Below are 18,238 nucleotides of genomic sequence, written 5' to 3' on the forward strand. Positions count from 1 at the left end.
TTTCGGCCAAAGAATTCCACTGACTGCCACTTTCTAATCACGCCTTGATTTCCATAACATCTTTGTGCTGAACGCCTGCAAAGTGTGGGAAATCAGAAACAATTAAAGTTTTTAATCATGGAAAAACAAACAAAAAAAATCCTGTTGGCAGCAGTGGCAATGCTGACAGGTTTCGGTTCGTTGGCACAGGGCAATGGTACGGCGGGTATCAATGAAGCCACGCAAATGGTAACCTCCTATTTTGATCCCGCCACACAGCTTATTTATGCCATCGGAGCAGTGGTAGGTCTTATAGGAGGCGTGAAGGTATATAACAAATTCAGCAGCGGAGATCCTGATACAAGCAAGACAGCAGCAAGCTGGTTCGGTGCCTGTATTTTCTTAATTGTTGCTGCTACCATCCTGCGCTCCTTCTTCCTTTAATCCCAAAGTCTTATGAATAATTACAACATCAACAAGGGCATTGGAAGAACCGTGGAGTTTAAAGGGTTGAAAGCACAATACCTTTTCATTTTTGCCGGCGGACTGCTCGGAACCCTTATCCTGGTCATGATTCTATACATGGCTGGGGTTAACTCCTTCATCTGCCTGTTTCTCGGAGCCGGTGGTGCTACTCTTATCGTATGGCAGACTTTCTCCCTTAATAAAAAGTACGGTGAGCACGGACTTATGAAAGTGGGCGCGAAGAAAAGACATCCCCGTTACATCATTTGCCGCAAGCCTGTACATCGCTACCTAAGAATCACTACAAAATGCGATGCCTTATGAGAAACACAGCAAAGACAACAACGCTGGAAAGTAAATTTCCATTGCTTGCAGTAGAGAACAACTGTATCCTTTCAAAAGATGCGGATATTACAGCCTGCTTTGAAGTGCGTTTGCCGGAACTCTTTACAGTTGCATCTGCGGAATATGAAGCCATTCATTCCGCCTGGTACAAGGCTATCAAGACTTTGCCTGATTTTACGGTAATCCACAAACAGGATTGGTATATCAAGGAAAACTACGCCCCTGATTTGGCAGAGGATGACCAAAGTTTTTTGGCAAAATCCTACCAGCGCCATTTTAATGAGCGTCCGTTCCTGAACCATTACTGCTACCTGTTCCTGACCAAGACCACTAAGGAAAGGATGCGCATGCAGAGCAATTTCTCTTCGCTATGCAAAGGTTCGCTCATACCAAAGGAAATCAGGGACAAGGAAGCGATCCATCGTTTTATGGAAGCAGTAGCACAGTTTGAGCGTATTATTAACGACAGCGGACTTATCAAGCTCAACCGCCTGAGTGAAGAGGACATTGTTGGTACAGATGAAAAGCAGGGATTACTGGAACAATACTTAACGCTTTCCAGAGAAGCCGCGACACCGATGCAGGATATTGTACTGGGCGCTGAAGAGGTTCGTATCGGAAACAAAAGGCTGTGCCTGCATACTTTGTCCGATACGGACGACCTGCCGGGAACCGTTTCGGCAGATACCCGTTATGAAAAACTTTCTACAGACCGAAGCGACTGCCGACTTTCATTTGCAGCACCGGTTGGGTTGCTTCTGAGCTGCAATCATATTTACAACCAATACCTGTTTTTGGATAACAGCGACGAAAGCCTTCAAAAGTTTGAAAAATCCGCTAGAAATATGCACTCTCTGGCCCGTTACAGCCGCGCGAACCAGATCAACAAAGAGTGGATAGAAAAATACCTGAACGAAGCACATTCATTCGGTCTTTCTTCCATCAGGGCACACTTCAACATTATGGCGTGGTCGGATGATCCGGGAGAACTTAAACAGCTAAAAAATGACAGCGGGAGTGCACTGGCGCTAATGGAATGCAAGCCACGACACAATACCACCGATGTGGCTACGCTGTACTGGGCTGGAATGCCGGGCAATTCAGGTGATTTTCCAAGTGAGGAAAGTTTTTACACCTTCATTGAACCTGCTTTGTGCTTCTTCACAGAAGAAACGAATTACCACAATTCGCCATCGCCCTTCGGTATCAAAATGGCAGACAGGCTCACAGGCAAACCCATCCATCTGGATATTTCTGATTTGCCAATGAAGCGTGGGATTATCACCAACCGGAACAAATTTATTTTGGGTCCATCAGGAAGCGGTAAATCTTTTTTCACCAACCACATGGTAAGACAGTATTACGAGCAGGGCGCGCATGTCCTCCTGGTCGATACAGGTAATTCCTATCAGGGATTGTGTGAGCTAATAAAAGGCAAGACCAAAGGCGAAGACGGGGTATATTTTACCTATACAGAGGACAATCCCATTGCCTTTAACCCTTTCTACACAGATGATGGTGTATTTGACATTGAAAAAAGGGAAAGTGTCAAAACGCTCATTCTTACCCTTTGGAAACGGGATGACGAGCCGCCCACAAGATCTGAAGAAGTGGCTCTGTCCAATGCCGTCAGCGGCTATATCGAACGCATTAAAGGAGATGATGTATATCCGTCTTTCAATGGCTTTTATGAATATGTTAAGGGTGATTACCGCCGGGTGCTTCAGGAAAAACAGGTTAGGGAAAAAGATTTTGATATTGCCAATTTCCTCAATGTACTGGAGCCTTACTACAAAGGCGGAGAGTACGATTATCTGCTCAATTCCGATAAGCAGTTAGACCTGCTGTCCAAGCGATTCATCGTTTTTGAGATTGATGCCATTAAAGACCACAAAATTCTTTTTCCCATCGTGACCATCATCATTATGGAGGTCTTTATAAATAAGATGAGAAGGCTCAAAGGTATCCGTAAGCTCATCCTCATTGAAGAGGCCTGGAAAGCCATTGCCAAGGAAGGAATGGCCGAATACATAAAGTATCTTTTTAAGACGGTTAGGAAATTCTTTGGCGAGGCAATAGTCGTTACGCAGGAAGTGGACGATATCATCCAGTCACCTATCGTCAAGGAAAGTATCATCAACAACTCCGACTGCAAAATCCTTCTCGACCAGCGAAAGTACATGAACAAGTTTGATGACATACAAGCCATGTTGGGCTTAACCGACAAGGAAAAGGCACAGGTACTTTCTATAAATATGAATAATGATGCTTCGCGTCTTTACAAGGAAGTATGGATAGGCCTGGGTGGTACGGATTCAGCAGTATATGCTACAGAAGTGAGCCTTGAGGAGTATCTCGCCTATACCACGGAAGAAACAGAAAAAATGGAAGTGATGCATCTCGCATCGGAATTGGACGGGAATGTGGAACTCGCCATCAAGCATATTGCTATGCAGAGGCGCGATAAGGCAAATCAGTAATAAATAATTAACAATTTAAATTAAAGAAAAATGAAAAAACTAATGTTCTTGGCTTATGCAGTATCAATGCTTGCCACAGCGCCCTCGGTGAAAGCCCAGTGGGTGGTTACAGATCCTACGAACCTGGCTTCAGGTATCCTCAACAGCGCTAATGAAATCGTACAGACTTCGTCCACGGTATCCAATGTTGTCAAAAATTTCAAGGAAGTGGAAAAGGTGTACAATCAGGGAAAAGAGTATTACGACAAACTCAAAGCCGTTAGCAATCTTGTGAAAGATGCCCGTAAAGTACAACAGACCGTACTTCTGGTCGGTGACGTATCAGAAATGTACGTTACGAATTTCGGCAAAATGATGAACGATCCCAACTTCACATCGCAGGAATTGGCCGCGATTGGCAACGGCTATTCAGCTCTGCTCAATGAGAGTACCGAACTTCTGAATGAACTCAAGCAGATTGTAACTGCAACGAATCTTTCTCTGAATGACAAAGAACGCATGGACGTAATCGACCGCGTTTATAAAGAAGTCAAGGAATATCACAGCCTTGTACGCTATTATACCAGCAAGAATATTTCAGTGAGTTACCTCAGGGCTAAAAAGAAAAATGATGCCAAGAGAGTGCTTGAACTATATGGGACTTCCAACCAAAAATACTGGTAAAAATGGAATGGAATAATCTTCATGAAGTCCTTCGCTCGCTTTACGATGACATGATGCCGCTCGCCGGTGATATGGCAGCGGTAGCCAAAGGGCTCGCAGGACTGGGCGCACTTTTCTATGTGGCATTGAAGGTCTGGCAGGCACTCAGCCGAGCCGAACCTATTGATGTGTTCCCATTGCTACGGCCTTTTGCTTTGGGATTGTGTATCATGTTTTTTCCCACGATCGTCCTTGGAACGGTCAATGCAATATTAAGCCCGGTGGTTACAGGAACCCACACCATACTCGAAGACCAAGTGCTTGATCTGAATAAATTGCAGCAACAGAAAGACCAGCTCGATTACGAAGCAATGGTACGAAATCCCGAAACTGCCTATATGGTCTCGGACGCTGAGTTCGACAAGAAGCTGGATGAACTAGGCTGGTCGCCCTCAGACATTGGCACAATGGCAGGAATGTATATGGACAGACAGGAGTATAAGATTGAGAAAGCCATTAAGGAGTGGTTCCGTAATCTTTTGGAAATACTTTTTCAGGCAGCGGCACTGGTTATTGATACCATCAGGACATTCTTTCTGATAGTCCTGTCCATCCTTGGCCCGATTGCCTTTGCTATTTCCGTGTGGGACGGTTTTCAGTCTACCCTTAATCAGTGGTTCACACGATATATAAGTGTCTACCTCTGGCTTCCTGTAGCGGATCTCTTTAGTTCAATGCTGGCCAGGATTCAATCCCTGATACTGGAGCGTGACATCGAAATGCTCTCTGATCCGACATTCATTCCCGACACATCCAATACCGTGTACATCATTTTTATGATTATCGGCATTGTAGGCTACTTCACTATTCCTACGGTAACAGGCTGGATTATCCAAGCCGGCGGCGCCGGAAACTTTACACGCAATGTCAACCAGACAGCGATGAAAGCAGGAAATGTTACCGGAGCGGGAGCCGGTTCAGCAGCAGGAAATATCGGTGGCAGGCTGATGAGCAAACAAAATAACTAATACTAAAGAAAATGGAATTTAAAACGCTAAGAAATATCGAAAACAGTTTCAGACAGATAAGATTGTATGCTATTGTGTTTGCTGTGCTCTGCACAGGCATTGCAGGATATGCCGTATGGAGATCTTACAGTTTTGCCGAACAGCAGAGACAAAAAATATATGTGCTGGACAATGGCAAATCACTTATGCTGGCACTCGCTCAGGACGCGTCTATAAACCGTCCCGTAGAAGCTAGGGAACACGTAAGGCGCTTCCACGAACTGTTCTTTACGCTTGCTCCGGATAAAAATGCTATTGAGAGCAACATGAAAAGGGCATTTAATCTTGCCGATAAAAGTGCCTTTGATTATTACAAAGACCTCTCGGAAAAAGGATATTACAACCGTATCATATCGGGCAATGTGCAGCAGCGCATTGAAATAGACAGTGTGGCCTGCAATTTCGAGAATTATCCGTATGCCGTACGCACCTACGCCAAACAGTTTATTATCCGTTCGAGCAATGTGACAAAACGTAACCTTGTGACCTCCTGTTTTCTGGTTAACTCCGTCCGCTCGGACAATAACCCGCAGGGCTTTAATATCGAGAAATTTTCCGTGGTGGAAAATAAGGACATAGAAGTCATTGAACGTTAAAAATTAAGGAAAATGAAACTTTTACTTCATTTAGACGCATTGGTAAAAACCCTGACCGATAAGGGATATGACGGTTCTTTCCACACTGAGGGCTGTTGCCCAGGCAAACTAAAGGATAGCATTAGCGGGTTTTTACAGACTTGGGAGAATGGTAATGATGCTCCGAGATTAGCAAATTACTTGCATTTATCCACCTACCTCGAATGGAATGGCGAAGACAGGCCAAAGGTTGAGTGCAATATGCGGGTAAGATACGAGAACGGGAAATTCGATTTAGGGGATACAGAAATGTATATAAAAAGAACAGACCGCTACGGGCAATTAATGAAGGAATCTAAACAGACAAACCTTACAGCAAGTTCGCTTCCGACGATAAAGGAGGCTATTGCCCAAGTGTCAGAAAAACCCAATGAAGAGATTGCTCCGCGAAAAAGAGGGTTTAGAATGTGATAACCCATAATCTTTAAAGTATGAAAACAATAAGAATAAATATAGACAAGTGGTTTGACAAGCAGGATAAAAGCTGGCGGGCCTTATCCTTAGACAGACAGCGAAGATATACGCTATGCCTTTTTTTAGCGTACCTGCTGCTTACCGTCGTGGTTATTTTAAAAGTGTGCTACGACATGGCAAAATCTGATAACAGGATGGTCATCGAGCATATTGACAACCCTGTCCGTAAAAAAGAAAGTCCTGCCTCCCAACTGGACACATTATCAACAAAATTAAAAGAAAAGATTTATGAAAGAAAATGAAAAAAGGGTCAGCGTTCTGGTTGAAGAAGCTGACCAATCCAGAGCATCCAATCTGCCCGATGATAAAAAGAGCAGCAAAGAACAGCTTAAAAAACCGGTAATATTCATACTTATGGGAATCGTTTTTCTCGGATGTATGTACCTGATATTTAAACCGTCTTCAGACAAGAAGGAAATCGAGAATATCGGGCTGAACGATGCCGTCCCGCAGGCCAGCGAAGCCGGCATGCAGGCCGACAAACAGAAAGCATATGAGCAGGAAATGCTGGAGCAGAAAGACCAGGAAAAACGTAATGCCTTGACCACGCTTTCCGATTACTGGAATGAGGACAGTTCGTCTAAAGACAATCAGGATACACTCGCTGAGCAGGAAGATCAAAGCATGGGTTACGGTAATAATCCGGGAAGATCATCTAATCCGGCATTAAACAGTTACCGCAATTCTCAAAGTGCGCTTGGCTCCTTTTATAAGGATGACAATAATGAAACGCAAGAACTCCGAAGACAGCTTGATGAGCTGAAAGAAAAGCTGGCTGATAAAGACGTTCCCAAAAGCGTGACTGTAGATGACCAGCTGGCACTCATGGAAAAGTCCTATCAGATGGCTGCAAAATATCTTCCGACAAGTACAAATAATAGTGAAACTTCCCCCAACAAAGGCAGTACAGCTTCTGCCAGTACGCAAAAGGAATATTTTGTGGCATTTGTCCCTGCAGCAAAGAAAGCCGTTTCGGCTTTGTACAGAGAGCCTACAGATAGTGTTTTTTTAGCAGATTGGAGCGCAAAGAGAAACAGGAATTTTTATACTGCGGGATCTGCAGGGCAGATTGCCCAGCCCAAAAACAGCGTGAAAGCATGTATACAGGAAACACAGACCATTATTGGTGAGAGCGGCGTGCGCCTGCGTTTATTGGAACCTGCCCAAACCCCAAACCGCATCATCCCGCAGGGAACGCTGCTAACGGCAATCGCTAAATTCCAGGGTGGTCGCCTGCAGTTGAAAGTTACTTCCATAGAACTGGGTGGTAATATTATCCCTGTAGACGTAACCACTTATGACCTTGACGGGCAGCAGGGTTTGTACGTCCCGTATTCTCCTGAAATGAATGCCCTTACTGAGATGGCAGGCAATATGAGCCAGACTTCAGGAACGAGCCTGATGCTGACCCAATCCGCAGGACAGCAGGTTGCGGCAGATTTGAGCAAAGGGGTTGTACAAGGCATTTCAGGCTATTTCTCCAAAAAAGTAAAAACACCTAAAGTTACCCTCAAAGCAGGCTATCAGGTATTTCTTGTCTCTAAAAAATAATAGTAAACTAAAATAAATCAACAATGAAAAATTATTTAAAAACCTTTTGGGCAGCTGCCCTTATGATCGGCTCTGCCGATGCTTCTTTTGCGCAGGACACAGCAAAAACTTCGCTTGCCTTGGGCAAGATAGAATCGTACGAAATGCAGGTTACTTACGATAAGACTTCCCATCTGATTTTCCCAAGCGCAATACGTTATGTCGATCTGGGGAGTGAGTATTTAATTGCTGGGAAAGCAGAAGATGCAGAAAATGTACTTCGTGTAAAAGCATCTGTACAGGATTTTGGGCCTGAAACTAATTTTTCGGTGATTACCGATGACGGCCGTTTTTACAGCTTCGACGCTTATTATAGTGCCTGCCCATCTACATTGAGTTACAACCTTCAGGCGATGCAAAAGGCACAGGATAAATCTGCCGGAGCGGATGTGCTTTTTGAGGAGCTGGGGAACAACTCGCCATCTCTGGCGGGTTTAATACTGGAAACAATCTATAAAAAGGACAAACGTTTTGTAAAACATATTGGTGCAAAAAGTTTCGGTGTACAGTTTATTCTCAAAGGAATTTACATTCATAACGGTAAATACTATTTCCATACGGAGCTGGAAAATCGCACAAATGTTCCTTTCCAGATTGAATTTATGAATTTCAAAGTGGTAGATAAGAAAATAGCCAAACGCACCGTGATACAGGAAAGACCCTTGATACCGCTTCGCAGTTACAAGTCTCTTGGTGCGATCGGCGGTAACGAAGTCCAACAAAACGTATTCCTCTTGGACCAGTTTACCATTGCCGACGATAAGGTCTTGCTGATTGAGATTTTCGAGAAAAACGGCGGCAGGCATCAGACGCTTCAGGTGGAAAATTCAGATTTAATAAAAGCGCGATTGATAAGCGACATGCACCTGAAATTTTAGTAATCCATTAAACTGCAATAGAAAATGAAAAAGTATATCTATACAGTGGTGCTTGTTTTAATGAGCATCACAATTGCACAGGCACAGCGCATGCTGCATAAACAAAAAGGACTGGAAGTAAATGCAGGTGTATTATCCAATGACAAAATCGGCAATGATTATTATATCAATGTGGCAATGACCGTCAATGGTAAAAACGGCAATTACCAGTTGTGGGCGTTGGAATATTCCCATCACTATTACGAATATAAAGACCTCCGTATTCCGCAGGAAACCTATACAGCAGAGGGCGGGTACAGTTTCTTCCTGATGGGAGATGCCCTTAAGAACATTACACTCAATGCAGGTGTAACAGGTGTTGTCGGTTATGAAAGCATCAACCGCGGTGAAGAGTTGTTGTTTGACGGCGCGAAAATAGTAAGCGAAGACAATTTCATTTACGGCGCTGGCGGACGGCTGTCTTTGGAAACATACCTGTCCGACCGATTTGTATTAGTACTGCAAGGGCGTACAAAGGTTTTTTGGGGTACTGACCTGAAACAGTTCCGCCCATCGGCAGGTGTGGGATTAAGATTTAATTTTTAAAACGAAAAAATATGACAGCATTTTTTAATAAGTTAAAAATAGGATTACTGCAGGTATTGCTGGCAGTCCTGATAAGTTCCGTTACACTTTTATCCTGTGATAAAGACGAACTGGAAATACAAGATGATTTTCCATTTGAAGTAAAGGTGATGCCCGTACCCAAGGACATTGCCAATGGAGGTACCGTGGAGATAAGGTTAACAATACAGCCAGCAGGTAATTACACGGGTACTCACTATTTCATTCGCTACTTTCAATTTGACGGGAAGGGCATATTGCGTTATTACAATGAACCGCCTTACCAGCCAAATGATTTATATTCGATACCAACAGATCAATTCAGGCTGTATTACACTTCAAGCTCCACCGTTTCCCAGTCTTTTGAAGTGTGGATTTCTGATAGCTTCGGAAATGAAAAGCAATTGAGTTTTCAGTTCAACAGTAGTGATTAAATACTGTTTATATAAAACAAAACCGACTGTAGAGGTCGGTTTTTTGCTTTCACGCCTTTTTAATAAGTCTTTCTTCTGGGCCAATTAAATAATTAGATAAAATTGTCTGGCGGACATTTTTTAAATTTTATCTTACCTTACCTGTTCTATATAAATCCAAAGCTTGTTATGGATGAATTAGTTATAATTTAACTCTCATCAATAATTCTAATAATCTTATTTTTTTCTAATACAAATTCTATCTGTCCGTATTTTTGAAATGGTCGTTCTTCTGGATTGGATGATTTGGGAAAATACTTAAGACCAATAATTACCTTTGGCAAATTAAAATCCCAGGATGACCTGATTTTAAAATTCTTCCCACATAATTGCTGATCGGAAGAACTCAGATATTTTTTGAATTCTGAAAGCCCCTCGGTTTCAAATAAACTTTTTATTCATAAAGAGGGTATCGATTTTGGTTCGCAAATATTTCACTATAAATAAAACCGGATAAATAATAAAACAAAAAAACAGGAATTATTTCTTCTTTTGTCTAACCTTTTATTGAACTTATTAAGTTAAAATATATTGAAATTCTAAAACAAGTTGAATTTATTATATAATTTAGTTGAACTAAGATTTTTTAAATTTATAGGAAAAAAATGGAAGAATCATTACATGAAAACCTTATGCTCCTGCAAATTGTAATTGAGAATGCACCTCTTCCAATAGGGGTTTACGTAGGGGAAGAATTAAAAATTGCATTAGCAAATGAAGCCATGATTAAAGCATGGGGAAAAGGTCCTAATGTTATTGGCAAGTATTATACTGAAATATTGCCTGAACTCGAAAACCAAAAAATATTCTCTCAGGCTAAATCTGTAGTTAGTACAGGAATACCTTTTCATGCTAAAAACAGTCCGGTTGATATAATCATTGGTGGGGCTCTAAAGACACATTATTTTAATTATAGTTTTACACCAATAAAAGATTCAAAAGGTATTGCATATGCTGTGATGAATACAGGTGCTGATGTAACTGATTTGAATATAGCGCGTCAACATGTCCAGGAAACCGAAGAAAAGTTAAGGCTTGCTGTTGCATCGGCGGAACTGGGTATTTATGAAGTAGATTTAACTACCAATAAAATTACCACTTCTGGGAATTTTCACGGAATATGGGGAACAACAAGGGATGTAACCCGAGAGGATATTATCAATAAGATACATCCTGAAGACTTACATATAAGGGATGAAGCGCATAAAGAATCCCAATTATCAGGCAACATATCTTACGAATTGAGAATAATACCTAAAAATAATTCATTACGCTGGGTACGAATAAGTGGCAAGATAATTTCTGATGCTTTCGGCAAGCCTTTAACTCTTCTTGGTATTGTTCAAGATATTACAGAGCAAAAGAAATTTTCTGAAGAATTAAAACTACTCGTGACAGAGCGAACTTCCGAGTTGATGAAATCGAATGAAGATTTATTACAATTTGCCAATATAGTCAGCCACGATTTAAAAGAACCTGTTCGTAAAATAGAAATTTTTAATAATTTACTCAAAAATGAGCTGGGTGGCTCAATTAAAGGAAAGAATGCATCGTACTTTGACAAAGTACAACACTCTACAAAGCGAATGACATCAATTATTGAAGATGTTTTAAGCTATTCGAAATTAAATAAAGACGGTCATTTAGTTAAAGAAATTGATCTTAATACAATAATTGAGGATATCAAGACCGATCTTGAATTGATTGTGCAAGAAAAGAAAGCTATCCTTATAACAGATAAATTGCCAAGAATAGAGGGCGCAACAATTTTGATACACCAGCTTTTTTATAACCTTATGCATAATGCTCTCAAGTTTTCAAGGCCGGATAATCCTCCTCGGGTAATTATATCATGTTCAACAACTATGATCAAGGGTACAGAATATGTAAGGATAAGTATTAGAGATAATGGTATTGGATTCAATCCTGTCTTTGCAGAAAAAATATTCAATGCTTTTGAAAGACTACATTCTAAAGATGCTTTTGAAGGTACTGGTCTCGGGCTTTCATTGTGCAAGAAAATTGTAATACGGCACCAAGGTATTATAGAGGCAATCGGAAACCAGGATGATGGAGCAGAATTCATCGTTACCCTGCCTTTAAAACAAACAGGCAATAAAATCTGACCTCTTCCTCTTAGAAGGCATTTTTAAGATAAGTATATGTTCCATAATTTCCAATATGCTTAAAACTCTATTTCCTTATCAAAAATTGATTTAAGTTTTATTAACTTGTTAAGGAATAGTCCTTAAAAATCAAATCGCAGCCTGTTTGATAAAATGGCGCATTGTGCATTTTTATTAAAGTGGCTGCACCGCTTAAACGCAAAAAGACTGTCCCGACCTTTTGGGAGGGAGTGTCTTTTTGCCGCCCGATTTTCAGGTCAGGCGACTTTTAGGGGTTGTGACTGAAAATTTCCAAGATTAAGGAAAAATCCCCTGTATTCGGTCATGCCGTAGCGGAACAAACTCCACAACAGCGAACATCCCATTTGTGCCAAGGCAGAATTGATAAACAATTCCTGTTTTTCCAAGGCTTCGGCTAAGGAACAGCTTGGAGTGTCGTCCTGTTCTTCGGACTGTAGTAGCAATTCCCCAAATTCTTCGGTAACAAATGGCAGGCTTGTCACCGTTTCATATTTTTCTGAATTAGGCTGATTAATCTCTCCGATAGTGGATAATATTACTTGTCCTGTATGCTGGCTGTTGCCAAAGTCTAACCAATATTTAGGTGTATCTCTATGATTTCTGCGGTTGCATAATTCTTTAAGTATTTCAGCAACACCAAATCTCGCCTTTACATTGTCCACACAAGTAATATAGATAGTTGCCTGTGCATTTTGGGGCAGTCTTCCCAAACTATCTTTCTCAAATTTCACCGTTTCCGCTTTCCAATAAGTTCCCATAAAACGATTTGCCCGATTAATGAGGGCAACGGATTTATATAACCCAACCTCACACTCAGCAAAACGCTGTCTTCCCAAATTGGCACTTGTGATAACATCATCATCCCAAAGGCGAACGGATAACCCTGGGTGCCCCAATTCAATCAGGCTGTGGTTCATTTCCATTAAGGCAGTAATTACTTTTGAACCCGTGCCACCTGCACCGATTACGTTTACTGCAATAGGGTTAGTCGGATTTATGAGGTAGTTATCCGTAAAATGTATTTTTGTTTTCTCGGTATTCATCACAATAGATTTTTAAGGGTTTTGTTATTTTTTTTCAGTACCTCTTTAGGAAAGGATTTGTCTGTATTGATAAGGTCTTTCCAAAGGTTTATAATGTTTTTTACTGTAAGGTTTCCGCATAATGAATGACTGAAATAGGAATTAAAAAAATAGTGTTCCCACCCACGGGTAAATTCCTCAATTGAAGCATAATTTTTAATATCAATATTAACCGTTCCCATACAGACATTGCCCTTTTCGTAGATATTGAAAAATGGTGCATGATGCAATGGAGTTTTCTCGGTTGGTCTTCTGTCGTTTGCCAAAGCAAACACGGTAAGATTGCTTTTGCTCGCTAACCAAACCATTGCAGGAACTTGTGCCTTTCCGCTCGGTATGCCAAGACTGTCAACAAAATACAGCTGCCTTTGCTGTGCTTTGGTGTACCATAGTACCGCACCTTTCTCTTTATTCGGATTGATATTCAGTATGTTTGTCGGCAGTATTCCGCTGGATTTTAAAAAGGCTTGATCCTTGTCCTTTTCTGTTACCAACGCCCTTGCCAATACTTTTGCTTCCCTTTCTGTTAGTGGGTGGGCATTAATTGGACTTCCATTCTTGTCCATGTCGAAATGCTCCACATATACATCGCTGTTCGCTCCTTTGGTTTCATAGAAAACGAGTGCAGATTTAGGATGGTACAACGTACCAAAGCTTCCTGTTATATCTATTGTATTTTTCATTTTCTTGTGGTTTTATAATTATAAAGCAAATCGCATATATCGTCCAAAATGGCAAATAATCTGTTCTCAAAATCAAGGGTGTTTTTCGTTACCGCTTTTGTGTCAAATCGTTTGCAGATGGTCGGTTCCTGCATTTCTGCGTATTCATTAAACTCGTTGTTGATGCTCTGGGCAAGGTTCTCGTATAGCCATCCTTTTGTGTGCGATATAAAGGAAATATACTTTTCCATACCAATGGTTTCATTGTCGTCCTCATCGTTATCAGGGTCTTGTTCAGGCATTGGCGCATTTCGGAAAATGCTTGCGTTGGGGTATTCTGTGTACAAGGCAAAGGCGTTGCACGCAATCTGCCAACATTCGTGGTCGAATGCATCACTACTTTTAAAAGTGTTTAAACGCTGACCGAATACCTGCAAGCTCATAGGGTTAAAAATCTTTTGCTCGATACAATCTCCTATGAACTCCGCTTTTTCAAACTCAAGTTTGTACTCTTGGGTTTCGTCCGTTTCGTCGTCCTGCTCCACCCATTCTTTGTGCATTTCATACATCCAATACAGGTAGCTGTCTTCCTGTCTGAAATAGGGAATGTCTGCAATATGGTAGAGGTAAGAGCAGACAGAAACAAGCAATTGTGCATTTCTTTTGCGCTTGTGGTCGTGGAGCATCTGATACAGCGGTTCAATCGGTATATAATACAGGGTTGTACCGGTGTTGTATTTTTCCTCACTGATGAAATAGGTTTTCTTACTGTCCTGTACTAAACTTATTTCCTGCCAATTCAGAACACTTTGCTTTAACTTTTCTTCCATATCCGTTATAGCCAATGCGATATTGTAAGGATAGTCAAATTGGTTGGTTTGCATAGGTTCAACATTATAATGCTCTGCAAGTAATGACAGCGACTTGTAAAAATCCTTCTGCATTTTTGCTGTTTCTGTGCAAGCCTGTACCGTTTCAGTTTCTTGCAGTTTAGGCAGGAATGAAGTCCTTAGAAAACCATTGGCAACATTTCCACAGGTACTGACCTGCGTTTGTCTTTTTGAACCTCGCTCGCATCTTTGGGTTTTTGCATCCATTGGGCGAACTCGCTGAGCTGTTGGTACAATTGCCTTTGTCTTTTTTGTTCGGGTAGCTTGATTGTTCCCGATATGATATGTTTGTGCATAGTCCATTGTTTTAAATTTAGATTTAACCTTTAGTGCCCATAACACTTTCAAATTTGTATTCAACCGCATCATCCTTAATGGCGGGTGCGGATATTTTGGCGGTGGTCAAAATGGGATATGTGTTGGCGTAAAAATTTAGTACTGCTTCCACGCTCCAACGTGGTTCAGGGTCGGTCAGCCTTATATCCTGACCTTTATCTTTGAGTATAAATACTCGTTCCAAATGCGTTGCTAATAACATGATTTCTGAATTTTAGGTTAACAATTTATTCTTCCTCGTCCGTGGCATCTTGGGAATAATCCGCTGTAACTTCTTCCGCTTTTGCAGGTTCGTGTTTTTCTTCCTCGATTGCTCCAAAAAGACTTGGCGCAGAAAACTTGTCGGACAGTTCTCTTTTACGTCTCCGTATCTCGTCTGCCTTTTCAGGGAACTCTGTTATTTCAGGTACTTTTACCCACGCCTCACGGAATTTGCCCTCTTTCTCCAATTCGTCCGCCTTTGCCATTGCGTCTTTGAACTTCTTGTCTTTGGCTTCCTGTTCTTTCTTCTGCCTGTCAACTTTGTCCTTTTCCATTGCAGACTGTTTTTTGGTTTCTTCCAACTGCTTCATAAAGCTTTCCATATCGACCATTAAGCCTGAAGCGGTTTGTATGGGTGTGGTTATGTTCTCGAAAAAACCGTTGTCGAGTTCCTCTGCTGTTCCCCGAAGATTAAGCGGTGGTATGATGTTCTTTGCGTTATCTCCGCACTGTTCGTTTTGGAGCATAACCGATACGATTAGGTTGTTTTCTGCTCCTTTTGCTATGGTGAGTTGCAAATCACCTATAATCTGCAACTGTGCTATCTGATTGAAAAAATTTGCGTTCATCGCTCTAAAATTTTATTTGTCGTCTAATTGTTTTTTAATTGCTCTAAGTTTCTCGTACATATCTGTCCAATACGCTTTTTGCCTTTTATCAAACTCGGAGAAACGTTTGTCCTCGTGGCGGTATTTCTTATACTGTCCTGCCGTTTTAATGGCTTCTTTAAGGTTGGTCACCTCAATAGGGCAACCGTTTAAATCTGTTATCTTCATCACTTTATCAGTTCAGTTTTCAGCGGTATAAACTCCGTTTTCGTAATAGCCTGTAAGCTGTTCCCAAGTCCTTAAAAGGCTATTGGTATCTATATAGAAATACTCTGTTCTATTGCAGTAAATGATATATATAGCTTCGTCTTTGTATTTCGTTTCAAGGCTTTGTGATTTAGCCATATTTTTAGCTTTCTCTATTGATTTTGCTTTCATATCAGTTATTTTATAGTAGGCTACCACCGATTAAGGCGGTAGCCTTGTTTATCTAATTAAAATTTAGGATTTCTGCACCATCTAAGGCAAAGCCTGTACACAAGTCAAATGCTTTTTGTGATTTGAGCTGTGCAGTACCACCCAAAACAATGCTCTGCAACTTGGCTTCATCGTCTTTGTAATTGCGTACATTCTGATAGTAGCCTGTAACAGCGTTGTAGGCTCCGAACAATGTGCCTTTTGTAGTGTCCATCTGCTGTGTGTCACTAATCATAGCGTATGCAAAAGCATCCTCAACTGTATTTTTGAACACGGTGGAGATTTCTTCTTCCGCACCTTTTTTAATCAAATCATACGTTTCCTTATTAGGGCAGAGTGCCAATTGGATTAGCTTTCTCACTTCCTTGTCTTTTACCTTTACTTTTGCCCATTCATTGAAAATATTCTCTAACTGGATACTCAAGGTGTTCGCCAATCCCATAATCTTGTGAGCGTTCTCAATACGCTGTTTTGCTCCCGAAGTGTGTTTGATACGCACTACATTAGTCATACTGCGCAAGGATGCGTTAAGCGTGTTTTGGCATACGATACGAATAGGAGTAAAAGCGGCTGTGATACTTCCGCTACCATCGTGCGAAGTGGTCAGGAAAATGTATTTTTCGGTTACATCATCGCCATTTCCAACTCGGATATAGTCGGGCAGTTTGGCTGTGATAAATATGCGTTCCCCATTACCCAGCGCTCCTGCGGTTTCATATAGTATTCCGTCTCCACCGCCTACAATGGCATCAAAGAAATTAAATGCTTCACGGTTCTGCACGATATGATAGTCTTTGCCTACCACGCCCAATACTGCGTTGTTATCCGTGCGTATATTGGCAAAATAGCTAGGGACTTCCAATTCTTTACTGCCTATCTCGATACTCTCAGCCGTTTGAATAATACCCGAACTTTTGGTAAATAGCGGACTTTTAACGACTTCATAATCTAACCCTGCAAATTTGATAGCTTCCTCGCTTGTTGGGTATTGCTCTACAATTTGCCCTAGTCCGTGCCACGCTTTTTCCTTTACGCTAAAGAATGAATAACGTCCTGTTTCGCTGTTAAAATTGATATTATGTGCCATGATTTTAAATTTTAAATTGTTTGAATTATTTAGGTGCTCGTTGTTAAAATGGTAGGTCGTCCTTTTCCTTGTCGATGCTGTTTCCTGTGGGAGCCTGTACAGTTTCCGATTTTTTACCGCCCCCGTGCAGTTTGATTTGCGAGGTGTTGAAGTTCAGTCCTGCGTGCGGTTCTCCGTCACTGCCTGTCCACGCTCTTGCGCTTGCCCTGCCTGTCAGTTCTACCACTGCACCTTTTTTGAGTATCTTGGCAACGTTGGGACTTAGCCAGTAGGCGCAGTCGAAATACGTTGTCTGCTCTATGCGCTCGCCCGCTTTGTTTTTATAGCTGTCGTTGATGGCTACCGAAAAGTTTACTACTGTCTTGCTGTTTGACACGTTGCGTACTTGCGCATCCGCTGTCACTCTTCCTGTGATGTTCATAATTCCTGCGATTTTTAGTGATTATTTTTTTTTTTGAAATTTTATTCGGCAATGAGAGGAGGTGCTGTTTTGTTTCATCAAATCCATTTTTAATATTTTATTTCTCATTGCTGACATTTTTTTTATTCGTCTAAAGAGCCGGAGTATGCTATGTTTCGTTTCGGGAGCATAAAAAGGTTAGTGTTTAGCAATAGCAAGGTTTTGACAAAAAATACAACCCGGATGGGTGGAGATTTTTTGTCAAACCTGAAGGGCCTGGCCTTGCTATTGCGTTAAGAACACGGAGTTACCTTTGCTGCTGAAATGAGACAAAAGCATACTGGTTATTGAACTTAAAAATGAAGGGGAAGCAATGGAGAATGCAGTCAGGCAAAGGAATTCAATGTGATCACAATAATTGCTCCTATTGAGGACTTGAAAAGGAATGTCATTTTTTTTGCAAGAATCGAAGAAATTAGCTTGAATAATGCATAAAAAAGCCCAAGAAAATCATTGATTTTCTTGGGCTTTTTGGATAAGGAGAGTTAGTTATGATATCTGATTTGCAATATATTACAATTAATTTTTATCTTTAGCAATGCGCTATATCTACCTCATACTCTGCTATTTCACAATACGAAGCATTAACACAACGCTAATAAAGATAGTCGTTGATACTGGTGGTGATGTGCAGATTCTGAAATCACACACAGCAAC

The 18,238-nt window shown here is 41.2% G+C and carries 22 protein-coding genes; 13 read left to right on the forward strand and 9 right to left on the reverse strand.

The window, feature by feature from the left end:
• The first annotated feature begins 117 nt into the window (after positions 1 to 117).
• From GQ47_RS14860 to GQ47_RS14915, 13 genes are all read left to right on the forward strand, one after another.
• Positions 118 to 423 carry a DUF4134 domain-containing protein gene (locus GQ47_RS14860; protein WP_035650673.1) on the forward strand — a complete coding sequence of 102 codons (306 nt, stop codon included), beginning with the start codon at positions 118 to 120 and terminating at the stop codon, positions 421 to 423.
• A gap of 12 nt (positions 424 to 435) precedes the next feature.
• Positions 436 to 768 (forward strand): DUF4133 domain-containing protein, encoded by a 333-nt coding sequence (locus tag GQ47_RS23210; RefSeq protein ID WP_081909364.1) that lies wholly within the window; start codon positions 436 to 438, stop codon positions 766 to 768.
• The gene (locus GQ47_RS14865; RefSeq protein ID WP_035650676.1) at positions 765 to 3,269 is read left to right on the forward strand and encodes a TraG family conjugative transposon ATPase; all 2,505 of its coding nucleotides are present in this window, start codon (positions 765 to 767) and stop codon (positions 3,267 to 3,269) included. The genes GQ47_RS23210 and GQ47_RS14865 overlap by 4 nt, the downstream gene beginning before the upstream one ends.
• A gap of 42 nt (positions 3,270 to 3,311) precedes the next feature.
• Positions 3,312 to 3,932 carry a DUF4141 domain-containing protein gene (locus GQ47_RS14870; protein WP_371199645.1) on the forward strand — a complete coding sequence of 207 codons (621 nt, stop codon included), beginning with the start codon at positions 3,312 to 3,314 and terminating at the stop codon, positions 3,930 to 3,932.
• Between the two features lie 2 nt (positions 3,933 to 3,934).
• Positions 3,935 to 4,939 carry a conjugative transposon protein TraJ gene (gene traJ / locus GQ47_RS14875; RefSeq protein ID WP_035649973.1) on the forward strand — a complete coding sequence of 335 codons (1,005 nt, stop codon included), beginning with the start codon at positions 3,935 to 3,937 and terminating at the stop codon, positions 4,937 to 4,939.
• An 11-nt stretch (positions 4,940 to 4,950) separates the two neighbouring features.
• A complete protein-coding gene (traK, locus tag GQ47_RS14880) occupies positions 4,951 to 5,574 on the forward strand; it encodes a conjugative transposon protein TraK (RefSeq protein WP_035649976.1) in 624 nt (207 codons plus the stop codon).
• A gap of 12 nt (positions 5,575 to 5,586) precedes the next feature.
• A complete protein-coding gene (locus tag GQ47_RS14885; protein WP_035649978.1) occupies positions 5,587 to 6,024 on the forward strand; it encodes a hypothetical protein in 438 nt (145 codons plus the stop codon).
• 20 nt (positions 6,025 to 6,044) lie between these two features.
• Positions 6,045 to 6,329, forward strand: a complete 285-nt coding sequence (locus GQ47_RS14890) for a hypothetical protein (RefSeq protein WP_035649981.1) — start codon at positions 6,045 to 6,047, stop codon at positions 6,327 to 6,329.
• Positions 6,316 to 7,638 carry a conjugative transposon protein TraM gene (gene traM / locus GQ47_RS14895; RefSeq protein WP_035649984.1) on the forward strand — a complete coding sequence of 441 codons (1,323 nt, stop codon included), beginning with the start codon at positions 6,316 to 6,318 and terminating at the stop codon, positions 7,636 to 7,638. The genes GQ47_RS14890 and traM overlap by 14 nt, the downstream gene beginning before the upstream one ends.
• Positions 7,639 to 7,661: 23 nt before the next feature.
• Entirely contained in the window at positions 7,662 to 8,555 is an 894-nt protein-coding gene (gene traN / locus GQ47_RS14900; protein ID WP_035649987.1) for a conjugative transposon protein TraN, read from the forward strand.
• Positions 8,556 to 8,579: 24 nt separating this feature from the next.
• On the forward strand, positions 8,580 to 9,140 hold the full coding sequence (locus GQ47_RS14905) for a conjugal transfer protein TraO (protein WP_035649990.1): 561 nt from the start codon (positions 8,580 to 8,582) through the stop codon (positions 9,138 to 9,140).
• Between the two features lie 11 nt (positions 9,141 to 9,151).
• Positions 9,152 to 9,592, forward strand: a complete 441-nt coding sequence (locus GQ47_RS14910; RefSeq protein ID WP_035649993.1) for a DUF3872 domain-containing protein — start codon at positions 9,152 to 9,154, stop codon at positions 9,590 to 9,592.
• Between the two features lie 644 nt (positions 9,593 to 10,236).
• Positions 10,237 to 11,757 carry a PAS domain-containing sensor histidine kinase gene (locus tag GQ47_RS14915; RefSeq protein ID WP_051951570.1) on the forward strand — a complete coding sequence of 507 codons (1,521 nt, stop codon included), beginning with the start codon at positions 10,237 to 10,239 and terminating at the stop codon, positions 11,755 to 11,757.
• A gap of 257 nt (positions 11,758 to 12,014) precedes the next feature.
• Here the strand turns inward: GQ47_RS14915 and GQ47_RS14920 are convergent, their stop codons facing one another.
• The 9 genes from GQ47_RS14920 to GQ47_RS14960 all read right to left on the reverse strand — a co-directional run bounded on the left by GQ47_RS14920 (position 12,015) and on the right by GQ47_RS14960 (position 17,542).
• Positions 12,015 to 12,821 carry a PRTRC system ThiF family protein gene (locus tag GQ47_RS14920; protein WP_035649997.1) on the reverse strand — a complete coding sequence of 269 codons (807 nt, stop codon included), beginning with the start codon at positions 12,819 to 12,821 and terminating at the stop codon, positions 12,015 to 12,017.
• A complete protein-coding gene (locus tag GQ47_RS14925) occupies positions 12,821 to 13,543 on the reverse strand; it encodes a PRTRC system protein B (protein ID WP_035649999.1) in 723 nt (240 codons plus the stop codon). Before GQ47_RS14925 ends, GQ47_RS14920 begins: the two co-directional genes overlap by 1 nt.
• Positions 13,540 to 14,715 (reverse strand): hypothetical protein, encoded by a 1,176-nt coding sequence (locus GQ47_RS14930; protein WP_035650681.1) that lies wholly within the window; start codon positions 14,713 to 14,715, stop codon positions 13,540 to 13,542. Before GQ47_RS14930 ends, GQ47_RS14925 begins: the two co-directional genes overlap by 4 nt.
• Positions 14,716 to 14,731: 16 nt before the next feature.
• Positions 14,732 to 14,950: a PRTRC system protein C gene (locus tag GQ47_RS14935; RefSeq protein ID WP_035650001.1), complete on the reverse strand. Its 219-nt coding sequence runs from the start codon at positions 14,948 to 14,950 to the stop codon at positions 14,732 to 14,734.
• 25 nt (positions 14,951 to 14,975) lie between these two features.
• Entirely contained in the window at positions 14,976 to 15,578 is a 603-nt protein-coding gene (locus GQ47_RS14940; protein ID WP_035650003.1) for a PRTRC system protein E, read from the reverse strand.
• A 12-nt stretch (positions 15,579 to 15,590) separates the two neighbouring features.
• On the reverse strand, positions 15,591 to 15,785 hold the full coding sequence (locus tag GQ47_RS14945; RefSeq protein WP_035650004.1) for a hypothetical protein: 195 nt from the start codon (positions 15,783 to 15,785) through the stop codon (positions 15,591 to 15,593).
• A 12-nt stretch (positions 15,786 to 15,797) separates the two neighbouring features.
• Positions 15,798 to 15,962 (reverse strand): DNA-binding protein, encoded by a 165-nt coding sequence (locus GQ47_RS14950; RefSeq protein ID WP_238567994.1) that lies wholly within the window; start codon positions 15,960 to 15,962, stop codon positions 15,798 to 15,800.
• A gap of 85 nt (positions 15,963 to 16,047) precedes the next feature.
• Positions 16,048 to 17,121: a DUF932 domain-containing protein gene (locus tag GQ47_RS14955; protein ID WP_035650005.1), complete on the reverse strand. Its 1,074-nt coding sequence runs from the start codon at positions 17,119 to 17,121 to the stop codon at positions 16,048 to 16,050.
• 43 nt (positions 17,122 to 17,164) lie between these two features.
• The gene (locus GQ47_RS14960; RefSeq protein WP_035650007.1) at positions 17,165 to 17,542 is read right to left on the reverse strand and encodes a single-stranded DNA-binding protein; all 378 of its coding nucleotides are present in this window, start codon (positions 17,540 to 17,542) and stop codon (positions 17,165 to 17,167) included.
• Positions 17,543 to 18,238: the final 696 nt, after the last annotated feature.

This window comes from Flavobacterium sp. ASV13 (assembly GCF_000745775.1).
Classification (GTDB): Bacteria; Bacteroidota; Bacteroidia; order Flavobacteriales; family Flavobacteriaceae; genus Flavobacterium.

What these genes read in the sequence shown, in the direction of transcription:
- GQ47_RS14860 (WP_035650673.1), top strand. Translation starts at nt 118, where the DNA reads ATGGAAAAACAAACAAAAAAAATCCTGTTGGCAGCAGTGGCAATGCTG.
- GQ47_RS23210 (WP_081909364.1), top strand. Translation starts at nt 436, where the DNA reads ATGAATAATTACAACATCAACAAGGGCATTGGAAGAACCGTGGAGTTT.
- GQ47_RS14865 (WP_035650676.1), top strand. Translation starts at nt 765, where the DNA reads ATGAGAAACACAGCAAAGACAACAACGCTGGAAAGTAAATTTCCATTG.
- GQ47_RS14870 (WP_371199645.1), top strand. Translation starts at nt 3,312, where the DNA reads ATGTTCTTGGCTTATGCAGTATCAATGCTTGCCACAGCGCCCTCGGTG.
- traJ (WP_035649973.1), top strand. Translation starts at nt 3,935, where the DNA reads ATGGAATGGAATAATCTTCATGAAGTCCTTCGCTCGCTTTACGATGAC.
- traK (WP_035649976.1), top strand. Translation starts at nt 4,951, where the DNA reads ATGGAATTTAAAACGCTAAGAAATATCGAAAACAGTTTCAGACAGATA.
- GQ47_RS14885 (WP_035649978.1), top strand. Translation starts at nt 5,587, where the DNA reads ATGAAACTTTTACTTCATTTAGACGCATTGGTAAAAACCCTGACCGAT.
- GQ47_RS14890 (WP_035649981.1), top strand. Translation starts at nt 6,045, where the DNA reads ATGAAAACAATAAGAATAAATATAGACAAGTGGTTTGACAAGCAGGAT.
- traM (WP_035649984.1), top strand. Translation starts at nt 6,316, where the DNA reads ATGAAAGAAAATGAAAAAAGGGTCAGCGTTCTGGTTGAAGAAGCTGAC.
- traN (WP_035649987.1), top strand. Translation starts at nt 7,662, where the DNA reads ATGAAAAATTATTTAAAAACCTTTTGGGCAGCTGCCCTTATGATCGGC.
- GQ47_RS14905 (WP_035649990.1), top strand. Translation starts at nt 8,580, where the DNA reads ATGAAAAAGTATATCTATACAGTGGTGCTTGTTTTAATGAGCATCACA.
- GQ47_RS14910 (WP_035649993.1), top strand. Translation starts at nt 9,152, where the DNA reads ATGACAGCATTTTTTAATAAGTTAAAAATAGGATTACTGCAGGTATTG.
- GQ47_RS14915 (WP_051951570.1), top strand. Translation starts at nt 10,237, where the DNA reads ATGGAAGAATCATTACATGAAAACCTTATGCTCCTGCAAATTGTAATT.
- GQ47_RS14920 (WP_035649997.1), bottom strand. Translation starts at nt 12,821, where the DNA reads ATGAATACCGAGAAAACAAAAATACATTTTACGGATAACTACCTCATA.
- GQ47_RS14925 (WP_035649999.1), bottom strand. Translation starts at nt 13,543, where the DNA reads ATGAAAAATACAATAGATATAACAGGAAGCTTTGGTACGTTGTACCAT.
- GQ47_RS14930 (WP_035650681.1), bottom strand. Translation starts at nt 14,715, where the DNA reads ATGGACTATGCACAAACATATCATATCGGGAACAATCAAGCTACCCGA.
- GQ47_RS14935 (WP_035650001.1), bottom strand. Translation starts at nt 14,950, where the DNA reads ATGTTATTAGCAACGCATTTGGAACGAGTATTTATACTCAAAGATAAA.
- GQ47_RS14940 (WP_035650003.1), bottom strand. Translation starts at nt 15,578, where the DNA reads ATGAACGCAAATTTTTTCAATCAGATAGCACAGTTGCAGATTATAGGT.
- GQ47_RS14945 (WP_035650004.1), bottom strand. Translation starts at nt 15,785, where the DNA reads ATGAAGATAACAGATTTAAACGGTTGCCCTATTGAGGTGACCAACCTT.
- GQ47_RS14950 (WP_238567994.1), bottom strand. Translation starts at nt 15,962, where the DNA reads ATGGCTAAATCACAAAGCCTTGAAACGAAATACAAAGACGAAGCTATA.
- GQ47_RS14955 (WP_035650005.1), bottom strand. Translation starts at nt 17,121, where the DNA reads ATGGCACATAATATCAATTTTAACAGCGAAACAGGACGTTATTCATTC.
- GQ47_RS14960 (WP_035650007.1), bottom strand. Translation starts at nt 17,542, where the DNA reads ATGAACATCACAGGAAGAGTGACAGCGGATGCGCAAGTACGCAACGTG.